General features: G+C 67.7%; 16 protein-coding genes and 1 pseudogene. 9 read left to right on the top strand and 8 right to left on the bottom strand.

Annotated features, from left to right (window positions below):
• Positions 1 to 220 precede the first annotated feature (220 nt).
• Positions 221 to 1,192 carry a 4-hydroxy-3-methylbut-2-enyl diphosphate reductase gene (gene ispH, locus ACZ6TI_RS42625; protein WP_465350981.1) on the top strand — a complete coding sequence of 324 codons (972 nt, stop codon included), beginning with the start codon at positions 221 to 223 and terminating at the stop codon, positions 1,190 to 1,192.
• A 117-nt stretch (positions 1,193 to 1,309) separates the two neighbouring features.
• Here ispH and ACZ6TI_RS42620 read toward each other — a convergent pair whose 3' ends face one another.
• Positions 1,310 to 4,177 carry an ATP-binding protein gene (locus tag ACZ6TI_RS42620; protein ID WP_465350980.1) on the bottom strand — a complete coding sequence of 956 codons (2,868 nt, stop codon included), beginning with the start codon at positions 4,175 to 4,177 and terminating at the stop codon, positions 1,310 to 1,312.
• A gap of 286 nt (positions 4,178 to 4,463) precedes the next feature.
• On the opposite strand from ACZ6TI_RS42620, the gene ACZ6TI_RS42615 reads away from it, so the two are divergent.
• On the top strand, positions 4,464 to 5,828 hold the full coding sequence (locus ACZ6TI_RS42615; protein ID WP_465350979.1) for an IS4 family transposase: 1,365 nt from the start codon (positions 4,464 to 4,466) through the stop codon (positions 5,826 to 5,828).
• A 235-nt stretch (positions 5,829 to 6,063) separates the two neighbouring features.
• Here the strand turns inward: ACZ6TI_RS42615 and ACZ6TI_RS42610 are convergent, their stop codons facing one another.
• Complete coding sequence (locus ACZ6TI_RS42610) at positions 6,064 to 6,753, bottom strand: alpha/beta fold hydrolase (protein ID WP_465350978.1); 690 nt, start codon at positions 6,751 to 6,753, stop codon at positions 6,064 to 6,066.
• 255 nt (positions 6,754 to 7,008) lie between these two features.
• Between ACZ6TI_RS42610 and ACZ6TI_RS42605 the strand changes: the two genes are divergently transcribed.
• Positions 7,009 to 7,944, top strand: coding sequence for an AraC-like ligand-binding domain-containing protein (locus tag ACZ6TI_RS42605; protein WP_465350977.1), 936 nt, complete (start codon positions 7,009 to 7,011; stop codon positions 7,942 to 7,944).
• A gap of 192 nt (positions 7,945 to 8,136) precedes the next feature.
• On the opposite strand, the gene ACZ6TI_RS42600 is transcribed toward ACZ6TI_RS42605, so the two are convergent.
• Together ACZ6TI_RS42600 and ACZ6TI_RS42595 are read right to left on the bottom strand one after the other, a co-directional pair.
• A complete protein-coding gene (locus tag ACZ6TI_RS42600) occupies positions 8,137 to 9,003 on the bottom strand; it encodes an LLM class flavin-dependent oxidoreductase (protein WP_465350976.1) in 867 nt (288 codons plus the stop codon).
• Between the two features lie 702 nt (positions 9,004 to 9,705).
• The gene (locus ACZ6TI_RS42595) at positions 9,706 to 10,254 is read right to left on the bottom strand and encodes an NADPH-dependent F420 reductase (protein ID WP_465350975.1); all 549 of its coding nucleotides are present in this window, start codon (positions 10,252 to 10,254) and stop codon (positions 9,706 to 9,708) included.
• Positions 10,255 to 10,587: 333 nt separating this feature from the next.
• Here ACZ6TI_RS42595 and ACZ6TI_RS42590 point away from each other — a divergent pair.
• Positions 10,588 to 11,707 (top strand): annotated as a pseudogene (locus tag ACZ6TI_RS42590) (IS30 family transposase); the annotation flags it as partial.
• 867 nt (positions 11,708 to 12,574) lie between these two features.
• Here the strand turns inward: ACZ6TI_RS42590 and ACZ6TI_RS42585 are convergent.
• From ACZ6TI_RS42585 to ACZ6TI_RS42575, 3 genes are all read right to left on the bottom strand, one after another.
• The gene (locus ACZ6TI_RS42585; protein WP_465350974.1) at positions 12,575 to 13,609 is read right to left on the bottom strand and encodes a lysylphosphatidylglycerol synthase transmembrane domain-containing protein; all 1,035 of its coding nucleotides are present in this window, start codon (positions 13,607 to 13,609) and stop codon (positions 12,575 to 12,577) included.
• Between the two features lie 16 nt (positions 13,610 to 13,625).
• A complete protein-coding gene (locus ACZ6TI_RS42580; RefSeq protein WP_465351024.1) occupies positions 13,626 to 13,895 on the bottom strand; it encodes a DUF5999 family protein in 270 nt (89 codons plus the stop codon).
• A 446-nt stretch (positions 13,896 to 14,341) separates the two neighbouring features.
• The gene (locus ACZ6TI_RS42575; RefSeq protein WP_465350973.1) at positions 14,342 to 15,745 is read right to left on the bottom strand and encodes an MFS transporter; all 1,404 of its coding nucleotides are present in this window, start codon (positions 15,743 to 15,745) and stop codon (positions 14,342 to 14,344) included.
• A 593-nt stretch (positions 15,746 to 16,338) separates the two neighbouring features.
• On the opposite strand from ACZ6TI_RS42575, the gene ACZ6TI_RS42570 reads away from it, so the two are divergent.
• Positions 16,339 to 16,554 carry a hypothetical protein gene (locus ACZ6TI_RS42570; protein WP_465350972.1) on the top strand — a complete coding sequence of 72 codons (216 nt, stop codon included), beginning with the start codon at positions 16,339 to 16,341 and terminating at the stop codon, positions 16,552 to 16,554.
• A gap of 235 nt (positions 16,555 to 16,789) precedes the next feature.
• Positions 16,790 to 17,158 carry a hypothetical protein gene (locus tag ACZ6TI_RS42565; protein WP_465350971.1) on the top strand — a complete coding sequence of 123 codons (369 nt, stop codon included), beginning with the start codon at positions 16,790 to 16,792 and terminating at the stop codon, positions 17,156 to 17,158.
• Positions 17,159 to 17,185: 27 nt separating this feature from the next.
• Here ACZ6TI_RS42565 and ACZ6TI_RS42560 read toward each other — a convergent pair whose 3' ends face one another.
• The gene (locus ACZ6TI_RS42560; RefSeq protein ID WP_465350970.1) at positions 17,186 to 19,324 is read right to left on the bottom strand and encodes a GAF domain-containing protein; all 2,139 of its coding nucleotides are present in this window, start codon (positions 19,322 to 19,324) and stop codon (positions 17,186 to 17,188) included.
• 765 nt (positions 19,325 to 20,089) lie between these two features.
• On the opposite strand from ACZ6TI_RS42560, the gene ACZ6TI_RS42555 reads away from it, so the two are divergent.
• The 3 genes from ACZ6TI_RS42555 (at position 20,090) to ACZ6TI_RS42545 (ending at position 22,271) form a co-directional block, all read left to right on the top strand.
• Complete coding sequence (locus tag ACZ6TI_RS42555) at positions 20,090 to 20,566, top strand: hypothetical protein (protein WP_465350969.1); 477 nt, start codon at positions 20,090 to 20,092, stop codon at positions 20,564 to 20,566.
• Positions 20,567 to 20,642: 76 nt separating this feature from the next.
• The gene (locus ACZ6TI_RS42550) at positions 20,643 to 20,981 is read left to right on the top strand and encodes an STAS domain-containing protein (protein ID WP_465350968.1); all 339 of its coding nucleotides are present in this window, start codon (positions 20,643 to 20,645) and stop codon (positions 20,979 to 20,981) included.
• A gap of 321 nt (positions 20,982 to 21,302) precedes the next feature.
• Positions 21,303 to 22,271: an aldo/keto reductase gene (locus ACZ6TI_RS42545; protein WP_465350967.1), complete on the top strand. Its 969-nt coding sequence runs from the start codon at positions 21,303 to 21,305 to the stop codon at positions 22,269 to 22,271.
• Positions 22,272 to 22,359 lie beyond the last annotated feature (88 nt).

Here is a 22,359-nt window from a genome sequence, read left to right as displayed (position 1 = left end):
GGTCCGGGCTCACCGGATCGGCACCCCAGCGACGCTGCTGGCCTGGTACAACACCTCGCGCAAGGCAACCCGCAGTGGGGTCACCGGCGATCCAGGGCGAGCTGTCCGACCCGACGTCGAGACCGTTGTGGCGCTATCCAGCACGACGACTGTCATTTGGCGGATGTCTGCACGGCCGCGGACCGGCACGGTGAGCTGACCCTGACAGGGAGGCGAAGCCGTGAGCGAGAGCACCGTTCACCAAGTCCTGCTCGCCGCTCCGCGCGGCTTCTGCGCCGGCGTCGAACGGGCGGTGACGATCGTCGAGCGCGCCCTGGAGGTTCACGGGCGTCCCGTGTACGTGCGGCGGCATATCGTCCACAACCTCACGGTCGTGGCGAGGCTCAGCGACCTGGGTGCCATCTTCGTCGCGGAGACGGCCGACGTGCCGTCGGGAGCGGTCGTGATCTTTTCGGCGCATGGGGTGGCGCCGACCGAGTACGAGGAGGCGGCGCGGCGGGACTTGACGGTCATCGACGCGACGTGTCCGCTGGTCACGAAGGTGCATCGGGAAGCCCGGCGCCTGCGGGACGCCGGCTACGACGTCCTGCTTGTCGGCCAGCCGGGCCACGACGAGACCATCGGCACGCTGGGCGTCGCCGCGGGCAGCATCCAGATCGTCGATCCATCCGCGGCGGTCGCCGACGTCGACGTACGCGACCCTGCCCGGGTCGCCTGGCTCTCGCAGACGACCCTCTCCTTCGGTGAGACCGGATCCGCCGTGCGTCAGCTACGCCGCCAGCTACCGCAGCTGACTGATCCGCCGAGCGACGACATCTGCTACGCCGCAGAGAACCGGCAGAACGCCGTCCGGGAAATCGCCGGGCAGGCCGATGTCATCCTCGTCGTGGGTTCGGCCCATTCGCACAATTCGGCGATGCTGGTGCGGGTCGCTCGGGAGTACGGGTCAGCAGCGGCATATCTGGTGGACGGGCCGGAGGACGTCGATCCACGCTGGCTGGCCGCCGCGTCCACCGTGGGCGTGACGGCTGGCGCCTCCGCGCCCGCCGACCAGGTCGCCGCCCTGCTCGACTGGCTCGCCGGACAAGGCTACGGCGACGTCCGCGAGGTAACGGTCGCCCGCGAGACCCAGCGATTCGCCCTTCCGGCGCCGCTGCGCAAGGCCCTCGCCCAGCAGCGTTCGTCTGCGTAGGCGTCAGATGGGCGGATGATTTCGCCCGCCGCGGCGGCCAGCGGATTCGACCAGGTGTCTTCGTCCTACCGATGGCCAGCGCGGAACGGATCACTCGAGCGCGTGGATGGCAGCGTGTCACGACGGCGATGTGCGGCGCAGGACCTCCCGGGTGATGTCGACCCGGGAGCGCACGCCGAGCTTGGTCAGGATGTGGGAGACGTGCGTCTGCACCGTCCTGCGGGATAGGAAGAGCTGTTGGGCGATCACCGGCGTCGAGAGGCCCTCGGCGACCAAAGCGGCGACCTTCAGCTCGGTCTGGGTGAGTGCCGGCCATCCGTGGCGAGCGCGTTGCGGCCGCGGCCCCCGTACACCGCGCCGTACGCCGTAGCTGCGCAGCCGGTGCTCCGCGCGCCGGATGTCCCACTTGGCGCCCAGGTCGCCGTAGAGGTCTATAGCCTCGTCCAGGACGCCTTTTGCCAGGGCCGTGGATCCGTAGTCGGCGAGCACCGCGGCAAGGTCCTCCAGACTGCTCGGCAGCTCGGCTGCCGGGCCGATTGTCCGGTAGTGCTCAACCGCCACCCGCAGCAGCGCCGGATCACGGTTGTACAGTCCGTCGCAGCGCAGCGCCGCCACGGCCGCCCGCGCCGGTGTGCTCTCCGCATCGGCCTCCGCCCGGCAGGTCCGTACGGCGGCGAGACAAGCTGCGGAATCGCCTGCGGCGATCGCCAGCCGGGCCAGCATCGGGAGCCACTGGTGGGTCAATGTCATCTCGGCGGGGCGCCGGGACAGAAGCGGCGACAGCGCGTCCACCGCTGCTGGGAGGCTGCCGGCCTGTTCGAACGCCAATGCCCTGGCGGCCAGCAGGAAGTCCCGGTTCTCCCGGTCGCCGATCGTCAGGATCGGCATGTCGGAGCCTTTGCGAAGGTGTTCCTCGGCGGTGAGCCGCTCGTCGCGGCGGCCCGCTATGACCGCCGCGACGCCATGGTGCAGCAGGATCGGCCCGCGTTCGCGGAGGCCGGCGTACGTCACGTCGCCCGCGTCCTGGTCGGACGCGGTCAGCTCGACCAACGCGTCGTCCCATCGGCCAAGCCAGTAGAACAGGACGGCCGACGTCAGGTTCGACGCCGCGGCGCCGGCGTGCTCCACCCGTCGCCCGAGGACGTATCCGTGTCGCATGGTCTGCTCGGCCTCGGCCCAGCGGTCGAGGTTCTGCAGGGTGAAGACGCGTCCGTCCAACGCGAACGCCCGGAGGTCCGCGTTGTCGCGGTCGACGCCGAGGACGTTCAGCGCCCGGTCCAGGCAGTGCAGGGCGCGCGCGTGGTCGCGCCGCACCGAGTGGTGCAACCAGAGACCGGTCAGCGCGTAGGCGGTGGCGAAAGGGTCGTCGGCCTGCTCGGCTACGGCCTGCGCATTCTCGGCGCTGATCCGGGCGGCGTCGAGGTCACCGAGGCCTGCGCGTTGGAACATCGCCAGGGAACCCAGTAACCGGGCGTGCCACCGGTGGGGCAGATTGTGCTGGATGAGTGCCCGTTCCACCGTCTCGCACGCCGCGTCGTTGTGACCCAGGCAGAACAGCGCCCGGGCCAGCACCCAGTTCATCTCGGCCCGGTGGTCCGGGTGGACGGCAGTGCCGAGGGCAAGGCGGGCCGCGGCCGCCGCGTCGTCGTGACGGCCCATCCCGAGCAGCACCCGGGCGAGGGCGATCGCGAGCGCATCCCGGTTGCCGTCGTCGACCCTGGCATGATCGGCTTCCCGTTGCAGCAGCTCGGCGGTGACGTCGGGGGCGGTCGCCGCCAAGGTCGGCGCCGCCTCGGCCAACCAGGAGCGGGCCCAGCCGTCACCTGGCCGCGCGGCCAGGAGCAGTTGTTGCGCCACCCGGAGTTGCTCCGCGCCCGTGGCCTCCAGCGCCTGCGCGGCCTCACTGTGCAGGGCTTGCCGCAAAGCGACGGGCATGGCCTCGTAGAGGGCCTGCCGGATCAGCGGGTGCCGGAACACCAGCCGTGCTCCGACGCCGACGAGCAGGCCCGCCGCCAGCGCGTCCTGCACTCCCGCGGACAGGTCGGAGGCCGGTCGGTGAAGCAGCGCCACGAGGTCGGTGACGGCGAACTCACCGCCGAGCAGAGCTGCCGCGTTGAGCATCTCCGTGGTGTCGTCCGGAACCAGGTTCAGCCGGTCGCCCAACGCCGCCGCGAACGACGCCGGGACACGTTCCAGCAGGTCGGCAGAGGGCTCGGTGTCCAATGGAATCACGGCGCCGTCCAGGTCGCGGCGCAGCGCGTCGATGAGTTCGGCAAGGTACAGCGGATTGCCCATGGCCTGTGCCGCCAGGCGGGTCAGCCCCGGCCCGGGCGGCGCACCGGTCATCCCTGTGACCAGCGCGGTGACGTCGGGCGGGTCGAGCGGATCGAGCCTGATCACTGTCCCACCGCGGCGCTGGACGGCGCGTCGCAGCTCCCGCAGGTTGTCCCGGCGTGGAGCCCGCCGGCACGCTCCGACCAGCAGCAGGGGGAGCTGGTCCACCGTGAGCGCCAGGCGATGCCAGACCATGATCGACGCGTCATCGGCCCAGTGCAGGTCGTCCAGGACGATGACGGTCGGTGCCTCGGCACAGAGCTCGTCCACGAGAGCGACGAGCTGTTCGGCGGTGCCGGAGACCACATCGTCCAGGGCCAACATGCCGGTCCGGCGGTCGCGCATCAGCTGTGCGATGCGCGAGCGCCGGGCATCCGGGGAGTGCGCCCGGACCCCGAGGCAGTCGAGCATCGCTTGTAGGGGAAGTCGCTGGGACAGATGGTCGGCGGTGCCCCACAGCACCTCGAAGCCGCCGCTGTCGTCGGCGGCCTCCGTGCCCATGGCAACCAGGGAAGACTTGCCGATCCCCGGTTCGCCCTCCACCCACACCACCGAGCCACGACCGTCCGCCAGCAGGTCGACGGCGGAGCCGAAGATCGCGAGCTCGGCCCTGCGGCCCACCCATGTGTTCGGGCGTACGGCATGCGACACCACAGCAATGTATGTCGCCACGACCTGGTCGGCTACAGCTGCGTAGTCACCTTGTTACTCCACCGAACCGGTGAGCCCTCCGTCGTCCTCGAACGTTGTCGGCGCCGTGAAGCGGCCCCCGGGATCCGCTGGACTAGCCGCAACGCCGTTCAGTTAGGCGGTGGTGTGGGGTGTCAAGGCGTGTCTAAGACGTAAAGCAGCGGAGCTCCGGTATAGAGGGTGGTCACTCTAAGACGCCCTTGAACCTGGAGCTCCGCTGGCCGATCAGATTGCCATAACTCGGACGGTGAGGGTAGCTGCGGGGGTGTTCGCGCCGGGGCATCTCGGTGAGCTGACCCGGCTGGTGCCGTTCGAGATGGTCGATGATGTCCTGGCCTCGACCGGGGCTGTGCAACGCCGGGTGCGGCTGCTGCCCGCCCGGATCGTGGTCTATCTGTTGCTCGCGTCCTGTCTGTTCGCTGAGCTGGGATACCGGCAGGTCTGGGATCGGCTGACCGCGGGCTTGTCCGCTCTGGCGCTGGTCTCGCCGAGCGGCAGCGCGTTACGGCAAGCGCGGCAGCGACTCGGACCGGCTCCGATGCGGGCCTTGTTCGATCTGCTGCGCGGGCCTGCCGCGACCACCGCCACCCAAGTGCGGTGGCGGGGGTTGCTGCTGACCGTGCTCGACGGCACGTTCCTCACCGTCGCGGATTCGGCAGCCAACGGCCGCCGCTACCGCAAACAGCGCGGCAACAACGGTGGGTCCGGCTATCCGCAGATGCGGTTAAGTGCATTGCTGACCTGCGGAACCCGGTCGGTGCTCGACGCCGTGGCCGGCCCGGTCAGCGTGGGGGAACTCGACCAGGCCCGGTCCCTGGCCCGCAGTCTGCGGCCGGGAATGCTGCTGCTGGCCGACCGTAACTACGCCGCCGCCGGCCTGCTGGCCACGCTGACCGCGACCGGGGCGGATCTGCTCATCCGCTGTAAAAGCAGCCGCAACCTGCCCGCGCTGCGCCGCCACCGGGACGGGTCCTGGCAATCAGTGATCGCCGGCCGGCCGATCCGGGTGATCGACGCGCAGATCGCCATCACCACCACCGCAGGCCGCCGCACCGGCCACTACCGACTCCTGACCACCCTGCTCGACCCGGCCACCCATCCCGCCGCAGAGCTGATCCGGCTCTACCACCAGCGGTGGGAGATCGAAACCGCCTACCTCGAACTGAAATCCAGCATCCTCGGTGGCCGGGTCCTGCGATCGCGCACCCCTGAAGGCATCGACCAGGAAATCCATGCCCTGCTGATCACCTATCAGATCTTGCGCACCGCCATGGTCGACGCCACCGACAGCCAGCCCGGCCTCGATCCCGACCGGGCCAGCTTCACCACCGCCCTGCACGCCGCCCGCGACCAGATCGTGCACGCCGCCGGTGTCATCACCGACACGATCATCGACCTGGTCGGCGTCATCGGCTTGCACGTCCTGGCCAACCTGCTACCCGAACGCCGTCTCCGCACCAAAACCCGCATGATCAAACGCTCGAACAGCAAATACCAAGCCCGCGGCCCCAACATCGACGACGAAGCTACCCCGCCGCCACCAGCATCGACATCATCAGCCCCGGACCTTGACCACCACGGCTCAGCCCTAACTGAACGGCGTTGGGACTAGCCGACCTTCATTCGCGTGCCTGCGGCTCGACGCTGAACCCTGGGATAGCGCCACGAGTAGCCCGAGCCCGGCGGCTGGTTCGCGCCACAGCGGACCTGGCGGCCGGGGAGCACTCAATTGGTGCTTGGGCCACTTCGGCACCGGCTTGGGTAGGTGGCAGCTGCTTCTCCGTTCAGGCTCGTAGGAGGTGGCCCTGGTGTCGTGACGCCGGGGCCTCTGTGAATCGCGGCCGGGTTCAGGTCGTGATGGCCTTGGCGGCGAGGCGGATGACGTCGGCGGCGGTGGTCGGCCGCGAGACGTAGATCGCGTGGCTGCCAGGTGCTTCGCTGGTTGTTGCGCCTGCCCGTTCCGCCATCGCGCGCTGTGCGGGTGGTGGGATCATCCGGTCGTCGGTCGCGACGAGATACCAGCTCGGCTTCGAGCGCCACGCCGGCTCGGTGATCGCCCCGGCGAGCGCGTCGACGCCCCATGGCACCTGTGCGGCGGCGAGGAACCGCCCGTCTTCCGGGGTCAGATCGGCGGCGAAGGATCCGTGGAACTTAGACTCGTCGAGCAGCAGGAATCCCTCTCGCGGCGGCAGGATCGGCGGGACTGGAGCTCCGGGCGCAGGGTCGGCGATCAGCGTGTTGACAGACTCCCCGGCATCCGGCGCGAACGCGGCGATGTAGACGAGGGCGGCGACCGCCGGGTGCGTTCCGGCTTCGCTGATGACGGCCCCGCCGTAGGAGTGGCCGACCAGGACGACGGGACCGTCGAGGTTGTCGAGCACCCAGCGGGTTGCAGCGACATCGCCCGCGAGAGAAAGCGTGGGGTTCTGGACGACGATCGTCCGATAGCCCTCGGCGGAGAGCGCGTCATACACCCCCCGCCACCCCGATCCGTCGACGAAGCCGCCGTGCACCAGTACGACCGTAGGACCGCTCATGGTGATCTCCTGTCACAGAAAGTGCGACGTCCGCGCACTGACGACCTGGTCAGCGCCAGCGTCCGCGTGCCGACGCTGCGATTCGCGGACGGGGGTGCACACGGTACGGACGCGAGTGCACCCTCGCGGCCGGGCGTTGACGGGTTCGACCGCCGGTGCTGTACTTGTGCTGCATCGGCAAGGAGCGGGGATGCAGATACCGTTGTCAACACCAAGACGGTCGACCGCTCCGATCGCGAAGGCTTCTGGCACCAAGTGCTCGCCGACACCTTCGCCCCCGTCCAGCTCGAGGGGTGGGCCGACTACCGAGATCCTGCCGCCCGTCTGACAGGAACGCGGCGCGGCCGGCTCCTGTTCGCCGAGCTGGAAGCCACCCCTCACGTGCACAGGCGCACACCGCGTCAGATTCGCCAAGCGGATGCCATGTACTTCCAGATCGCGGTCCTCACCGGAGGTGCCGCGTCGCTGCAGCAGGACGGCCGGTTGGCGCAGGTCACGCCCGGTGACGTCGTCGTCTACGAGAACTCGCGACCGTTCACCTGGACCTTCAGCGAACCCTGGGCGGTCGCCGTCCTCTCGATCCCCCGTGAGGCGGTCAGGCTCACCGAATCGGAACGGCGCGCCATGAGCGCGCGGCGACTCTCCGGGCGAGACGGTCTGTCCGGTGTAGTGGCGCGATTTGTGCTGGACCTCACCCGACACGCATCCGAGATCCGCGACGCGCAGTCGGAACGCGTGCTGGCGCAGGCGAGCGACCTCGCGATTTCACTGCTCGCCACGCCCAGCAACGCGGAGTATGCGGACGCCCAGCGTCGGACCATGCTGGGCCGCATCAAGGGATACATCGCGACGCACTTTCGTGATCCGGCACTGAAACCGGACGAGATCGCGGCGGCCGCGAACATCTCGACGCGTTACCTGCACAAGCTGTTCGAGGGGGAGCACGAGACCGTCGCCCTCTACCTGCGCGGCGTGCGACTGGAGCGGGCACGAGACGACCTGCTCGACCCGCGCCTGACCCGACGCAGCACCGCCGCGATCGCGCACGGCTGTGGATTCGGTGACATCAGCGGGTTCAACCGCGTCTTCATGGCGGCATACGGCATCAACCCGAGCCATCTGCGGCGCGGCATCCCGCCGGAACACGTCCGTCGTCCCGGTATCCAGACCATCAACAAACTACACAGATAGGCAGTTGTCAATCTCAAGGAGATCCGATGCGCCTCCGGCGGCTGGCTACCAGCGCGGTGCGGCGCAGCCCCGACCCGGCCGCGACACTTTCCGCCGTACCCGTGCTCGTGTATATGTGATCGCATAGCGCAGTTCATCGAGGGTCTGGCACACACTGGCCTGACGGGTTCACGTGGGGTAATCGGCTCTTTCTCAAACGGATCCGACTGGTCCGCGGCGGATCTGGGCACGCACGTCGTCGGGACCGATCTCCCAGGGCAGCCAATCGCGGACGATCCAGGTCACCCCGACTCGTTCGTACTGCTCAACCTCATAGGCGGCCTTGGCGGGTTCATTGAGGGGCAACTGGTGACTGATCACGAGATCGAATGGCTCACCGCTGGGCCTGTGTCGTTCGACGTAGCGGCGGACCTCCTGGACGTCCTTTGGTGCGAACGGGATCGCGGCAAAGCCATCGGCTGTCGGAACTACCTGTGGCGCCGGGAACGCTCCTTGCCACTGGGCGGCGCGGCGCATCGGTCGCTTCCGTGGCCAGTAGCCACCGATCCACACCGGAACCTTGCTCTGGACCGGGCCGGGCCGGAAGACCGTTCTCTCGATCGTAAAGTGCTGACCGTGATGCTCGAAGGCCGCCCCTGAGCAAAGGCCGGCGATGACTTGCAGGCTCTCGTCGAGAAGACCCGCTCTTGTCCGGGGATCCGAAGGTAGGCCGAAATGCGCGAAGTCGGCCTCACCCGCATATCCCAACGCGGCGCCGAGGATGAAACGCCCCTGAGACAGCCGGTCCAAAGTAACTACCTGCCGGGCGACGTCCCATGGGTGACGGCGCGCCAGTTGCGCGACCATCGGCCCGATCTTTACCCGCGTCGTTCTGCTGGCCACCACCGCCAGCACGGCCCACGGGTCGAGCACCGGCGGCATCGTCGTGACGTCGAAAAGCAACGTGTCCCAGACGAACACGCCGTCCCAGCCGGCTTGCTCGGCCTCCACCGCAAGCTCCGTGAGCAGGGCCGGGTCTGCGAACTCTCCAATGATCGGAAGGTTAACTCCGTGATACATGCCCATCTCCTGACAGCTCGGTAGACAAATCGGCCTCCAACCGGTGGTCGGTGCCAGCCCACGCCGCATCGGCGGACAGCCGGGCCGCACCGATCGAATAGATCCGCCGGTCGCCGTGCGGTTGGTCCGGCACGGCTTCCACATCGACGATCACTGTCCGGTCCACCCGTTCGATAGGTGAGGATGCCGGTGGCCTTCGCAGTTTTTCGTCGTGTCGGCTGGAAGTCGAACCCGCTCCAGGTGATTGACACCCGACAACACCAGCGTGCCGGGACGGCGATCCCCGCACAAGCCGCTGCTGGCGCATGGTGGGCGGACCGCAACCGATGCCTAGCCGCCCGAATGATCTTCTGCTCCACCACTCCTCCGTCGCTGAGCTCGACCTTCGACCGCAGTGAGACGTAGCCCGCGGAGAGCCGCGTGCACCACAGCCGCGTTCGGCAGCGACCCGCTGCCCGGCGTATCGAAATCCTGCTACCTCACCCAATAGCGGCGCAGCGAACCGGTCCGACGTGACCCGACAAGGCACGCCGGACCGGCCCGGCGGAGCGCGGCGACGGGCCTGACGAGCGACGTGACAGTCCGTAAGTGACCCGGTGGGTGCCGGGTGGGTACGCACGCCTCGCCCACGCAGGCGCAGATCAGGTTCTGACGAGCTGGTCACCTAGCCACGCGGTCGGGATACCCGGATGTTCATGTTGATCAGAGTTGTCCGGGGCTGGCCATGCGATAGAAGAAAGGCCCGAATCCAGCGGAGGCGACGGCTTGGATGAGCGGAAGGTGGTCCTCCAGCATGCGGGCGTGCCCGAGATCTCCGACGAAGACCGGGTCGAAGCCGGCGTCGACGATCAGCCGCTCGGTGACCTGCCGGGCCTCCGGGTCGGCAGCAAACAGGTTTCCCGGCCGGACCCGCTGTTCACCGATCTGGTCGTAGAGCACCGCCCAGTTGGTGTTGAAGCTCTTGGCGGTCGGCCCACCGATGATGGACTTGACCTCGTGCGCCTGGGACACGAACTGGTCGGAACGCTGCCCATACGCGTTGGTGGCATCGATGGTCACCTTGCCGGCGATGCCGGTCACGGTCGCCAACGCCGCCGCGATTGCCTGGCCTGGCACGGCGACCAGGACCACGTCGGCCGCCGATCCGTCACCGCCGTGACGCCCCAACGTGATGACCTCGTGCCCGCCCTTCGACCAGATCCCGGCCAGCCCACCGCCGATTCGACCCCGACCAACCGTGACGATCTTCATGTACGCCCCCCATCGGTTGCCTTACCACGACCCCCGGGGGCCCCGTGTTCAGATCCTTCCACGATCTCGGCAACCGGAACACGAAGCCCAGACGCCAACCCGTCAGGCAGCGAGCCCGCCTTGGCAAGATCCACCTCACGATACGTTACGAACCTCGGAAGGGGAGATCGCTCGGGGTGGGGCCAGCCGTGACCGCTTGAGTTCCAGGGAACGTCGCAACCACCTGATCATCTTGGGAGTTGCTGTGGCACCGTCTGGTCGTCTTCGAAAACTGCCTGGGCTCGCCCCGTTAACGGCGCAACGTGATCTCTACCTTGAGCTCGTGAACGAGGCATGAACAACTCGGCGGCGTGCCAGATGGTCGGCGTCAACCGCAAGACCGGCAACCGGTGGTTCTACGGGGGTACGACCACCGACCGAGCCGGACACAAGCGCGCCTACCCGCCGATCACGAAGTTACTGTCGCAGTTTCGCCGCGGTATCTGCACCAGGACGAGCGGATCGCCGTGGCAGACGCGTTCGCGGTGGGTGAGTCGATTCGTTCGATTGCCCGCTGGCTGGATCGTGGCCCGTCCACGATCAGCCGGGAGATCAAGCGCAACCGTGAGCCGGGTCGCGGCGCTTACCGCCCGTTCGCCGCCGAGCAGCGCGCCGTCGACCGCCGGCCACGCCCGAAGACCGGCAAAGTCGCCCGCCACGACGGGCTGCTCGCGTTCGTACAGGAGCGCCTGAATCGGCGATGGAGCCCCGAACAGATCAGCAACGTGCTGTCGGTCGAGTTCACCGGCCGCCCCGACATGCAAGCCGCCACCGAAACGATCTACCAGGCGATCTACCGCACCCATCGTGCTGACCTGCGGCGGGAGCTGCCGTTGTCGCTTCGCTCGGGGCGCATCGGACGACGACCCCGGCGCCGCCCGGCCCGGCGCACCCACCGGTTCGTCGACCCGGCCGACATGGTCGATCAACTGCTGTTCGACGCCATCGACCGGATGATCGCCGGCCATGGGGAGGGAGACCTCATCATGGAAGCCACAACAGGTCCGCGATCGGCACGCTCGTGGAACGCACCACCCGCTACGTCCTGCTGCTGCACCTGCCGGACGGACACGGCGCCGCTCAGGTCCGCGACGCCCTAATCGCCGCGCTGTCTGCGTTACCGGCCCATTTGACGAGGTCGCTGACGTGGGATCAGGGTGTGGAAATGAGCAGCCACAAGGGATTCACCACCGCGACCCGAGATTCCGGTGTTCTTCTGCGAACGCGCGAAACCGTGGCAACGTGGATCGAACGAGAACACGAACGGGCTACTGCGCCAATAGTTCCCCAAGGGCACCGACCTCACCGCCACAGCGCCGACCACCTCTGCGCAGTGACCGCTGAACTCAATGGCAGACCCCGTAAATCCCTCGCCTGGAAAACTCCGCAACAGCGCCTTGCTACCCTGCCAACCGGTCGTCTGACGGCCTCTGTTGCGACGATCCCGGAATTCGTCCCGTCTGGGTGGGCCAACCGAGAGGATCTGGCACACATTCCGTGAAGCGTGACTCGGCATGACGACTGCCTTGAACAACTTGCGGTGTCCGTTCGATGCCCGAGAGCCCGTCTCGGCTGCTCATCGAACACGCTCCGCGGCGCCGGGAGCCGGGTGTGACCCACGTCGGCCTCACGTCTGGTCAGCAGTTCAGGAATGTGTGCCAGAACCAACCGAGACCGTCAGAACCATCCTCAGCCATCCACTCCAACTGCTCCCGAGTGCGGGCGTCGGCGGGCAACGCGACGAGACCGTCACCGAGGCGGGCCACGCCGACCCACTCCAGCGCCCGCCACCGCAACCGCGGTCGCGACGGCTCACGAGGAATCCGATACGCCAACCGCACCCACTGGCCGACCTCCGTCACGCGGACCACGTAACCACGGTTACTAGATCAGAAGAAGTCTCGGCGCGTCCGACCGCTGCCATGGCCGCATTCACTCCAGCGGCCCGCCACCGCGTCCGCACCGTTGCCGTCGTACGGACATCTTCCCGGCTTTCGTAGCCGGTGCGGATCATCTCGCCGTGGCTGATGTCGCGGTCGCGCACACGGCTTCGCGGCCAGCAGCCAAGTCGGCTATCGGCCGCCAGGAAACGCGGCACTCCGGTCAGCACCAGAGCACGACTGCGGCACCCGGTCCAGCACCCGACGCCGGTGCGGCAAGTGAAAGTCGATCGTATACCGGTCGGCTACGCCGACGTGACGAACAACCCGAGCTTTCTCTGGCTTCGAACGCCGTCTGCCCCGGCGCTGGCGGCCCGGGGTGTCGCTGTGACACGGGGTCCTCAGTCGACGGTCAGCTCCGGCCTACGAGCGGCGCGCCGACGCCAGGCGGTGGTAACCCGAGAGGCGCGAACGTGTCCGGCGCGGCCCAGAGCCATCCAGCAGCCAAGCCCGATAGGAAGAACCGCCCAGCACGATAGCACCCGGTAGATGATGATCGCGGCCGCCGCGGCGGCGTAACCGGCGCCGGCCGCGGTCAGACCGACGAAGAGGCTGGCCTCTATGATGCCCACGCCACCAGGGGTAACCGGCACCTGACGGACCAGCTGGACGGTGACGTACGCGGTCGCCACCGCGAACGCCGGCACGGCCACACCGACCGCGCGGATCGAGGCGAGCAGGCATGCGAGATCGGCGAGCCAGTTGAGCAGCGCCAGGCCGGTGACAGCCAGCCATTGCCTGAACGTCAGGGCGCGAGCGAGTGTGCCAACGTGCCGCAGAGCCTGGATGGGGTGGCGCAGCGAAGCTTCAGCGGGCAATGTGCTGTCGTCGAACGACCGGGCCGCCGCGACGGGATCGTGGTGTCCGCGTGCAGCCATTGCAACGGTCGCCGCAAGGCCGGCGACGGTAGAGGCTGCGATCGCCCCCGCATTGCGGCTGCCGGACGAGACGGCCGACGCGAGTGCGTCGCCCGCGTACAGCAGCGCCAGGCCGACGAACGAGGCGACGCCGGCCAGGAGCATCACGGCGACGGCCACCGGACGGTTCGCTCCACGGGCGCGGAACTGGCGGAAGGCGTACCCGGCGGAGACGGCCGAGCCACCTGGAAGGCTGATCGAGATGGCGGATCGGGCGTACGTGAGTGCCTGTGAGCGAGTCACGGACATCCGCACGTCAAAGGCGGCAAGGAGCCGGCGCTGTTGTTCGGCGAATGCCGCCATCGACGCCGCCTCCAGAACGCCGGCGGCGGTCAGCCACCATCCGCTCGTCCCGCGCAGTGCCGCCCAGGTCGATGCCGGTGCGGGGAGCTTGTCCCGCAGCGAGAGGACAGCGAGGAGGGTGACTGCGGCCAGCAGCGCGAGTCGCCACGCGGCCACCGATCGCCTCACTGCTTCAGGCCGGTACGGGTGCAGGTGCCGTGGACGGGCGGTGCGTTGGGTTCGCGCAGTGGTCCGGGTGGTTCTCGGGGGTGTCATCGAAGACGATCATTCCGTTGCAGAGCATGCTCCAGCCCTGTTCCGGATGTCGGGCAATGGTCCGGGCAGCGGCCCGGTCGGGGCGTTCCACCGGTGGGCACGGCGGTTGGTGGGAACACGTGACGTTCACCTCGCTGTGGTGTCCCGGACCGGAACTGTCGTCCCTCTGCTCCCGTTGCTGCGGCATGTCGTGAGTGTCGATCGGATGACGGGTGAGTGTCGTCGTGGCTAGCGGCATCTTTGGCGTACCGCCTCCCGCCATTGTCTGATACCGGCTAGCGGGAGTTGGCCCGCGGCCGGAGGTCGATCTCGGACAGGGCCGCACGGGCTTGCCCGGCGTTACCCCGTCCGGGTCGAACTGGCCCGATGGATAGCCGCGATCGAGCAGTCGTCCGCCCGGCCCGTCCGCACAGTGCGGTTGGTGCGTGGCGAGCGCGACGGCGAAGATCGGCGCAAGCGTCGACAGAGAGCCGTAGATCAAGCCGCTGATGGCAGGTTGCGCGCGTTGGAGCAGAAACGACTGCCCTGCCGCCGATTCGGTCGCCTTAATCATTCCTCCATGACTGGCCGAGCTTCTGCCGACGGCCATGGCGTGTGGCCGCTGCGTGCTTTCCAGCGGCGCCATTCCCCGCTTCACGTCGTGCGATGCTGGTCTGGTGAGAACGCCGTGGCACCAGGCGCTCTGGGTACCGCGGTGACAGGTACCAAGGACAAGGGCCGGGCCACGGCTTCGAGCGGCATCCGTTCTGCGGGGACCCCGAGGAACAGCTCGATGACTCCACCGAGGATCATGACTCCGGCGCCGATCAGGTAGCCGATGAAGAGTTTGGACGGGTCGGCGCCGTTGCCGATGAGGTGGCCGTAGAAGATCGGGCCGACAGCGCCGAAACACTGAGCGATGGCAAAGAAGACGGCGATGGCCTTGGCCCGTACCTCCAGTGGAAAGATCTCGCTCACGGTGAGATAGGCGGCGCTGGCTCCGGATGATGCGAAGAAGAAGATGACACACCACGCGATCGTCTGGGTCAGCGCGTTGAGCAGACCCTGGTCGAACAGGTATGCGGTGAACGCGAGCAGGACGCCGGAGAGGACGTATGTCCCGGTGATCATTTGTTTGCGGCCGATCGTGTCGAACAGCCGGCCGATCAGGAGTGGGCCGGCCAGATTCCCGACCGCGAACGCGATCAGGTAGATCGGTGCGTCCGACGGGTTGACGTCGTAGAACTTGGTCAGCACCAGCGTGTAGGTGAAGAAGATCGCGTTATAGAGGAACGACTGAGTGATCATCAGCGTCGCGCCTAGCACTCCTCGTCGCCAGTATCCAGTGAAGATCAGCTTGAGGAGGGTGAGGTAGCCGGCGAGCGGCGTCGGCCTGATCTCGATCGCTCTGCTCTCGTCGACCGGGGGGAGTGGAGCACCGGTCGCTTGTGCCTGGCCCTCGATGGCTGCCATGGTCCGGTCCGCTTCGGCTGCCCTGCCGTGCATCAGCAGCCAACGCGGGCTTTCCGGCAGGTTGCGCCGGACGAACAGGATGACAACCGCGAGTGCGGGCCCGATCAGGAAGCCGAGTCGCCAGCCCAAAGAGGGCGCCAACACCTGCAGGAACAGCAGTGATCCGAGAGTGCCGAGGATGGCGCCGGCCCAGTAGGTGCCGTTGACGGCGATGTCGACGCGTCCCCGGTAATGGGCGGGGATCATCTCGTCGATTGCCGAGTTGATCGCCGCGTACTCGCCGCCGATGCCCATACCCGCGATGAAGCGGGTGGCATAGAGAAAGGCGATCCATCCGGCGCCGCTGCCCAGCGTCAGCGCGGTGAGACCACTGCCGATCAGGTACACCGCCAGCGTCACCATGAAGAGGTTCCGCCGGCCCAGCCGATCGGACAGCCGCCCGAAGACCAGTGCGCCGACAACCTGTCCGACGAGGTAGACAGCGGCGACGGCACCCACCGCGGTCGAGCTCATGTGCAGCGTGTCCGTCTGAGTCAGGGCTCCAGCCACGGAACTGGCGACCGTGATCTCCAAACCGTCGAGCACCCACGCCACCCCGAGTGCCGCGACCAGCCTGGTGTGAAAGGGCGTCCACGCAAGCCGGTCCAATCGGGCAGGTATCGAGCTCCGCACCACTCCGTCAGATGCCGGAGACCTGGTAAGGCGCATGGCTGTGCTCCCGTCCGCTGTGGGGTACTTCGCCTTCGGACAGCGTGCCGCCGTGCTGGGCGCCCGGCATCACGGCCAGCATCCGTCGTCGCGTGACGCTGACTGCAGCCTCGGACCCCCGCTGGCCGGTAGCGGAGCACATCACCGTTTCGGGGATGGCACCCGTCTCACGCCACCTGGAACAGCAGCCTTCCTGTTGGCAGGGGTGTCCAAAGCCCGCTGGCCACGATGCGGCCGAGGCGCCACCAATGCGATCTTTGGGCACAAGGCGGTGAAGCGGAGGTGGGTAAGGACAAGGCGCGCTGTGCCGACTACGTCGAACGGCGGACCGTCCGTGACTCAAGCGCATCGGGAATCCTTTTCAGCGCCGGTGTAAAGCGGTCGTCGTCAGGGAGACCCGACTCAGCGACGACGACCCGTCCTAGAACGAAGTCCAAGCGAGATGGCGTGAACGCAAAGGAGCGAGAAACATGAGCGCTGGAGATGAGCTGACCGAGGAATACGCCAGTCGCCTGGCGCTCACAGCGGTCACGGCGGACCTGGAGTACTGGGCGCGCAACGCCTCGATCGGCGGCCACGTCGGCCTGAACGATCTGATCCAGATCCTCGACCTGATACGCCTTGCCAGCGCTCTCGATTTCGACAGCTGCGACCTGCCCTTCTTGACGAGCGGGCGCAGGGACTGACGTGCCCGCGCAGGTGCATCCGCAGCCGTTTCGAGGCGGCTGGAACACAGGTCTCGACGGTGGCCGGGAAGACTCAATGGCGCTTGACGGCGGAGCTCGACCCTATGAATGGCTGCGATGACATGGGCGGCGGCGATCCGCGCGAGCGGTGGATCCGAGCCCAGGCGGAGCAGGCAGCCCACAACGGCTGGCCTCACCCCCCGCCCGTGGAGGCGGCACAACAAGACCTTTCGGTATGCCGGGCAGATCTGCCGCATCGGCCGTCTTCTTCTTCACCCTCGCCGGGTTCGTCGCGATGATGGCCACCGCGGCCCGCCCCAAGGCGGCGCTGTTCGCCGTCCTTGTGACGGCGGTGCCACGCTTCTTCTTCTCCGGTCTGGCGGCGGCCGGCACCGAGGCATTGACCAAGACGGCCGGCGAATTCGGGTACCTCCTTGCCGCCGTTGCGATCCATACGGCCTGGGCGCTGCTGTTGGAGGACGTGCGCGGGCACCCCGTCCTGCCAGTCGGGCGAACGGGGCCTGCCAGAGATGCCATCGAAGGACCACTCGCTGCTCAACTGACAGCCTACGAGTACCTGGCCGGTATCCGTCGAACGCTCTGACACCCCGCGCGGTGGTCCCTGCTCGAATCAATCCAACGGCAGCGAAACGTGTACGGCTGTTCCAGCCCCGGCCGCGCTATCGACGGTGATCGTTCCGCCCATTGCCTCGACTCGGTCGTGCAGGCCGATGAGACCGGAGCCGCGGGCTGGATCAGCGCCGCCGACGCCGTCATCGCGGATCGACAGGCGAAGCGTCGCGTGCCGCTGTTCAACCGCGACGCGTACGGCGGAGGCACGTGCGTGTTTGACCGCGTTCGTGAGCACCTCGGAGACGACGTAGTAGCCCGTCACTTCGATTCGCTCCGCGAAGCGTCCAGAGGTGGAGATCTCGAGTTCTACCGGAATCGCGCAGCGGCGGGAGAGCGCCCGTAAGGCGGGCCCGAGCCCGCCTTCCGACAGGATCGCCGGGTGGATCCCGCGGGAGATCTCGTGCAGGTCGACGAGCGCGGCCGTCACCTCGCTCGACGCGCGAGCCAGCATCATCCGGAGGTCGTCCGGTCCGGCCGAGGCATTGGCCGCTGCTGCGCTCAGTTCCAGGGCGAGGGAGACAAGCCGCTGCTGCGCCCCGTCGTGCAGATCACGTTCGATGCGGCGGCGAGTTTCATCCGCGGCCGTGACGATGCGGGCGCGGGAATCATGGAGCTCTGCCCGTGCGACGGCGTTCGAGATCGCAGTCGCTGCCAGCTCCGCAAAACCCATGAGCCGAGACTCGGTGTCCTCGGTGAACACTTGAAGCCCTGTCAGACTTGTGAGGATCAACCCCCAGACGCGACCCTCTACCACAATGGGGGCGCCGACCGTTGAACCCGTCGCGGCGCCAAGAGCGCTCGCCGGCTCGACGGCTGGCCCGGAAAGTCCCTCGTAGCTGTCGATTCGGCAAGGGCGACCCGACTGCTGCACCCGGGCCGCGACGCTGTCGCCGTTAAGCTCGACGCGAGTGTCGACGGGAATCGCGTGGTCTCCACTCGTCCAGGAGGCGGTGACGGTCATCGTCTCGTCGGGCTCATAGCGGCAGACGGCTCCGCGTCCTGCCCGGAGAAGCCGAGCGACCTCCTCGGCGACCGTCGCGAAGATCTCGTCCGCGGTTGCCTGGCCGGCCACCATCGTCGCGACGCGCCGTAGCGCGGCCTGCTCCTCCGCGAGCCGACTGAGCTCGAGCTGCGATCGTCGCCACTCGGTCAGCTCCGAACGAGCGTCCGCCACTTCTTCCTGGACGACGGCTGTCGGGATCGGCTCGGGCCGGTGGCGTGAAACCCGGGACTCGGGGAACCCGTGGACAATGTAAGCGTCTTCGCGGTCGAGCGCCTCTGCGAATCCGGGTCGTCCACCCGGGAGCACGACGACACCACCGCCGATCGGAATCTCGACCCGCTCGGCGTGGAGGAATCCCTCGGGATGATCTGCGATGACTCGCCCGCCGCGACTGACGAGCGCGAGCTTCCCTCTGCCAGACGCCATGCGTTCCAGGTAGCGGACACGCAGTTGCGCGTCGCGCACCTGCGCCCGGACACGCAAGTCCGCCTCGACTGCACGGGCAGCTGCGAGGGCGGCGGGGAGGCTGTCCGGATGCGCGGTGGTAATCAGCCCGGTGAGATCGATGACTCCGAGCAGCCTGCCGTCTTCGGGATCGTGGATAGGCGCGGCCGAGCAGGTCCAGCCGTGGACCACCTCGCTGAAATGCTCGGCCGCGTGAACCTGCACCGGATGGTCGGCCGCCAGGGCGGTCCCGATCGCATTCGTACCTGCGCCGGCTTCGTTCCAGAGAGTGCCCTCGACGAAGTTCATCGCGTCGGCCGCGGCGGAGCGAACCCGCGCGTCGCCGTCGAGCCACAGCAGCAGACCGTCAGCATCGCTGACGACGATCAGTTGCTCGCTTTCGTCGGCGACACGCCCGAGCCAGCGACGAATCAGAGGCGCTGCCGCCTCGAGCGGATGGGCCTCCCAGCGGTCCCTGACCTCACGGCGATCCGTGAACACGGTCGGTGCGCGTGAGCGGGAGGGGCTGATGCCGGCGACCTCGGAGCGGCTCCAGGATTCGGCGATCGGTGCGCGCACCCGATCGAGGCGGCCGTGACCAAGGTAGTCGTACCAGATCTGCCGAAGCTCGCGCGCCCGCAGCGACGGTGACTCCGTCGCGTTGATCGCGATCCAGGGGTTAGTGGGCATGCTGCGGTCCCGTCCTGTCGCCCCACATGCTAGCCGCCAGCCGAGGCTGCGCCCAAGTTGGTCGGGGGATCCGCCGCGGCGTCGCGCCGCGCGGTCTTCGCGGCCGGTCCGCCACGTTCCGTACCAGTGTCGAACGCGACGCTGTAGCCGCGGAGGCGACCTTTGCTGCAGCGAGTGGTTCCCGCTGCGTGGAGGGCTTGCTGGTCCGCTTGGTTTTTGCATGTCGGCCATGCCTTCGACGGTGGTGATGATCCGGCGCGGCACGAGCGCGCCGGCGGACTCACCTACCGGCTAGCGGGAATCAGAGGACTCGGGCCAACAGCAGGCGGGAACGGCCGCTGGCGGCAATGCCAGACAGGCATCCGCGCGGGGAGGCTGATTGGCGACCGACTCGACGGAGCAGACAAGTTCGATGAGCGCCTCGATGCCGGCCCAGCAGTTGATCGAGGTCCCAAAATGCAGCTAAGCGGCGGCTGGCAGACCCGCTGTAGGCCCATCGAGAGCAGGAGTTCTCCAGTGCCTTCCCGAAAGCTCACCGGTTCCCTTGCGGCAGGCGCCGCAGTCATCGCTGTGGCGATCGGTGCCTACGCCGCCGCGCACCCAAGTTCCGGCAGCAGCATGTCAGGTGCCGCTGCCGGCAGCGGCCCGTCAAATGTCGCCTCCGGCGATCCCGGATCCCGCGGCGGGGGATCCAACGCTCGGTCTGGACCGGCTGCGGGGGGATCATCCGGCACCGTCGACAGCGTATCCACGTCGAGCTTCGCCATGACGACATCAGCGGGTCAGAACGTAACCGTAAACGAGGCGTCCACCACGACGTACCAGAACGGAACGAGCTCGACCTCGGCCAGTGCCATTGCCACCGGCGAACCTGTCCTCGTGTTGGGCACGACCAGCGGAACGACCATCACGGCCACGCAGGTCATCGTGCAACCGACTGGCGGCGTCGGATCTGCGCCTTCCTCGGCGGCGGCAGGGGTGGTCCCTTTCCAGCAGGGTGCGCCGAGCATCGCGAAGCAGGCCGGTCAGATCCCGGCGAATTACACCGAGGGTTCGGGGACGATCGTCAGCGGAACGACCGCAGACAAGGCGACCGAAGCCGCGCTGGCCACCTACCCGGGGGGTGTCGTCGACCGTGTCGTGCAGCTGAGTAACGGCGAGTACGAAGTCCACTACATCGGCGTGAACTGGCCGCACCACATCTTCGTCGTCCAGGACTTCACGGTCGTCGGCGCCGACTAGCTCTCGCCCTCCCTACAGACCGACGAACTGTGCCTCTTCCGGTCACTGTCAATCACCCAGGCCAAAGGCGGGCGACATGCCAGATCCGCACACCTTCTTCATCACGGTGACCGTTATGCCGGAGCGGCGGCGTGCAGACCTCGTCTTGTCCGGTGATATCGATCTACAGACACGCCACGTACTCGCCGCCGTCGTCGACCTGCTCGCCGACGTCGCACCACAGACGACGGTGGTCGACCTCGCCGCCGTTACCTCCGCCGGCTCCGTCCTCGCGAGCCTCCTGGCAAGGGTCCGCACCGCCATCCCGGCCGGGTCCCTGCTCGTGGTATCAAACCCGACGCCGACGACACACAAGGTGCTGCAATTAACGGGCATGGAACAAATAGCAACAATTCTGAATAACGTGTGCGCATGACGATGTCAGGCGCACGGTCCTGGCCTGGTAGGTCTTGCCGACCGCGTCGAGGCTCTGGGCGGCTCGATCCAAGTCCGCAGTGGTGCCGGCGCCTGCGCGCACATCACCGCGAAGCTTCCACTCGAGAAGATTCAGGATGTCGTCAACGGCGCGGAATACGGCGCGACCTGTCGTGGTGTCCGTGCCCATCCCGGCCACCCGGGCCGCGGTACTCCCGGACTTCGAGCCAGGATGGAAGCAATCCGGGACGACGCCTGAGCTGCGGCGGAACACCATTGCGGGACTGACGTAGGTCAGATCAATCGCAGAAGGGAAAGCAGCATGCGACAGGTTCGGCTAGGACAAACCAACCTCCAGGTCTCCGCGATCGCGTTCGGGACCTGGGCCTTCGGTGGGGACTGGGGCGCCACCGATCTCCGGGAAGGCAAGAACATCATCCAGCACGCCCTGGAGCTGGGGATCAATCTGTTCGACACCGCGCAGGGCTACGGGTTCGGCGTGGCCGAACAACTCCTCGCCGACGCGCTGCGAGGTCGGACGAAGCGCGAAGACGTAGTCATCGCCACCAAGGGCGGGCTGCGTATGGACGGCGACCGTCTGCTCCGCGATGCCAGCAGGCAGTCGCTACGCGATGGAGTCGAGTCCAGCCTGCGCAACCTCGGCACCGACTACATCGATATCTATCACCTTCACTGGCCCGACTTGCGCACCCCGCCCGAGGAGACGGCCGAGGTGCTCGAAGAGCTGGTCGGCGAAGGAAAGATCCGCCATGCCGGCGTGTCGAACTACGATGCTGATCAGATGCGGGCGCTCGGCCGCTTCGGACGGATAGAGACGCTGCAGCCGCCATACCATCTGTTCCGCAGGGACATCGAGGACACGATCCTTCCCTTTACCACCGAGCACGACATAGGCGTGCTGGTGTACGGGCCGATGGCCCATGGTCTGCTCTCAGGCCGGATGACCGAGTCCATGACGTTCGATCCCGACGACTGGCGCAGCAAGAGCCCGGACTTCGCCGGCGAGACGTTCCGCCAGAACCTGGCGGTGGTGGAGCGGCTGAAAGGTCTGGCGCGGGAGCGAGACATGAGCCTTCCGCAGCTGGCGGTCGCGTGGACGCTCACCAATCCCGCCGTCGACGTCGCCATCGTCGGCGCGCGCCGACCCGCCCAGCTCGAGGAGACCGCCTCGGCGGCCGACATCGAGGTCTCCGCGGCCGACCTTCAGGAGATCGACGCGATCCTCGCAGATGCCCTGCCGGTATGGGGCCCGCATCCAGAAGGAATGTGAGGAGCGACCCAAAGATCGCAAGCCGGCGGGTCTTGGCCTCCGGATCTCGTGACGTCCACGCGTTCCGCCGACTCGAACCCGAACCACT

This window comes from Actinoplanes sp. NPDC051388, assembly GCF_055586225.1.
This window is presented reverse-complemented; position numbering and strand designations above follow the sequence as displayed.

What these genes read in the sequence shown, in the direction of transcription:
- ACZ6TI_RS42570 (WP_465350972.1), top strand. Translation starts at nt 16,339, where the DNA reads ATGAGCGCTGGAGATGAGCTGACCGAGGAATACGCCAGTCGCCTGGCG.
- ACZ6TI_RS42600 (WP_465350976.1), bottom strand. Translation starts at nt 9,003, where the DNA reads ATGTATCACGGAGTTAACCTTCCGATCATTGGAGAGTTCGCAGACCCG.
- ACZ6TI_RS42545 (WP_465350967.1), top strand. Translation starts at nt 21,303, where the DNA reads ATGCGACAGGTTCGGCTAGGACAAACCAACCTCCAGGTCTCCGCGATC.
- ACZ6TI_RS42610 (WP_465350978.1), bottom strand. Translation starts at nt 6,753, where the DNA reads ATGAGCGGTCCTACGGTCGTACTGGTGCACGGCGGCTTCGTCGACGGA.
- ACZ6TI_RS42555 (WP_465350969.1), top strand. Translation starts at nt 20,090, where the DNA reads ATGACGACATCAGCGGGTCAGAACGTAACCGTAAACGAGGCGTCCACC.
- ACZ6TI_RS42560 (WP_465350970.1), bottom strand. Translation starts at nt 19,324, where the DNA reads ATGCCCACTAACCCCTGGATCGCGATCAACGCGACGGAGTCACCGTCG.
- ACZ6TI_RS42550 (WP_465350968.1), top strand. Translation starts at nt 20,643, where the DNA reads ATGCCAGATCCGCACACCTTCTTCATCACGGTGACCGTTATGCCGGAG.
- ACZ6TI_RS42580 (WP_465351024.1), bottom strand. Translation starts at nt 13,895, where the DNA reads ATGCCGCAGCAACGGGAGCAGAGGGACGACAGTTCCGGTCCGGGACAC.
- ACZ6TI_RS42595 (WP_465350975.1), bottom strand. Translation starts at nt 10,254, where the DNA reads ATGAAGATCGTCACGGTTGGTCGGGGTCGAATCGGCGGTGGGCTGGCC.
- ACZ6TI_RS42565 (WP_465350971.1), top strand. Translation starts at nt 16,790, where the DNA reads ATGCCGGGCAGATCTGCCGCATCGGCCGTCTTCTTCTTCACCCTCGCC.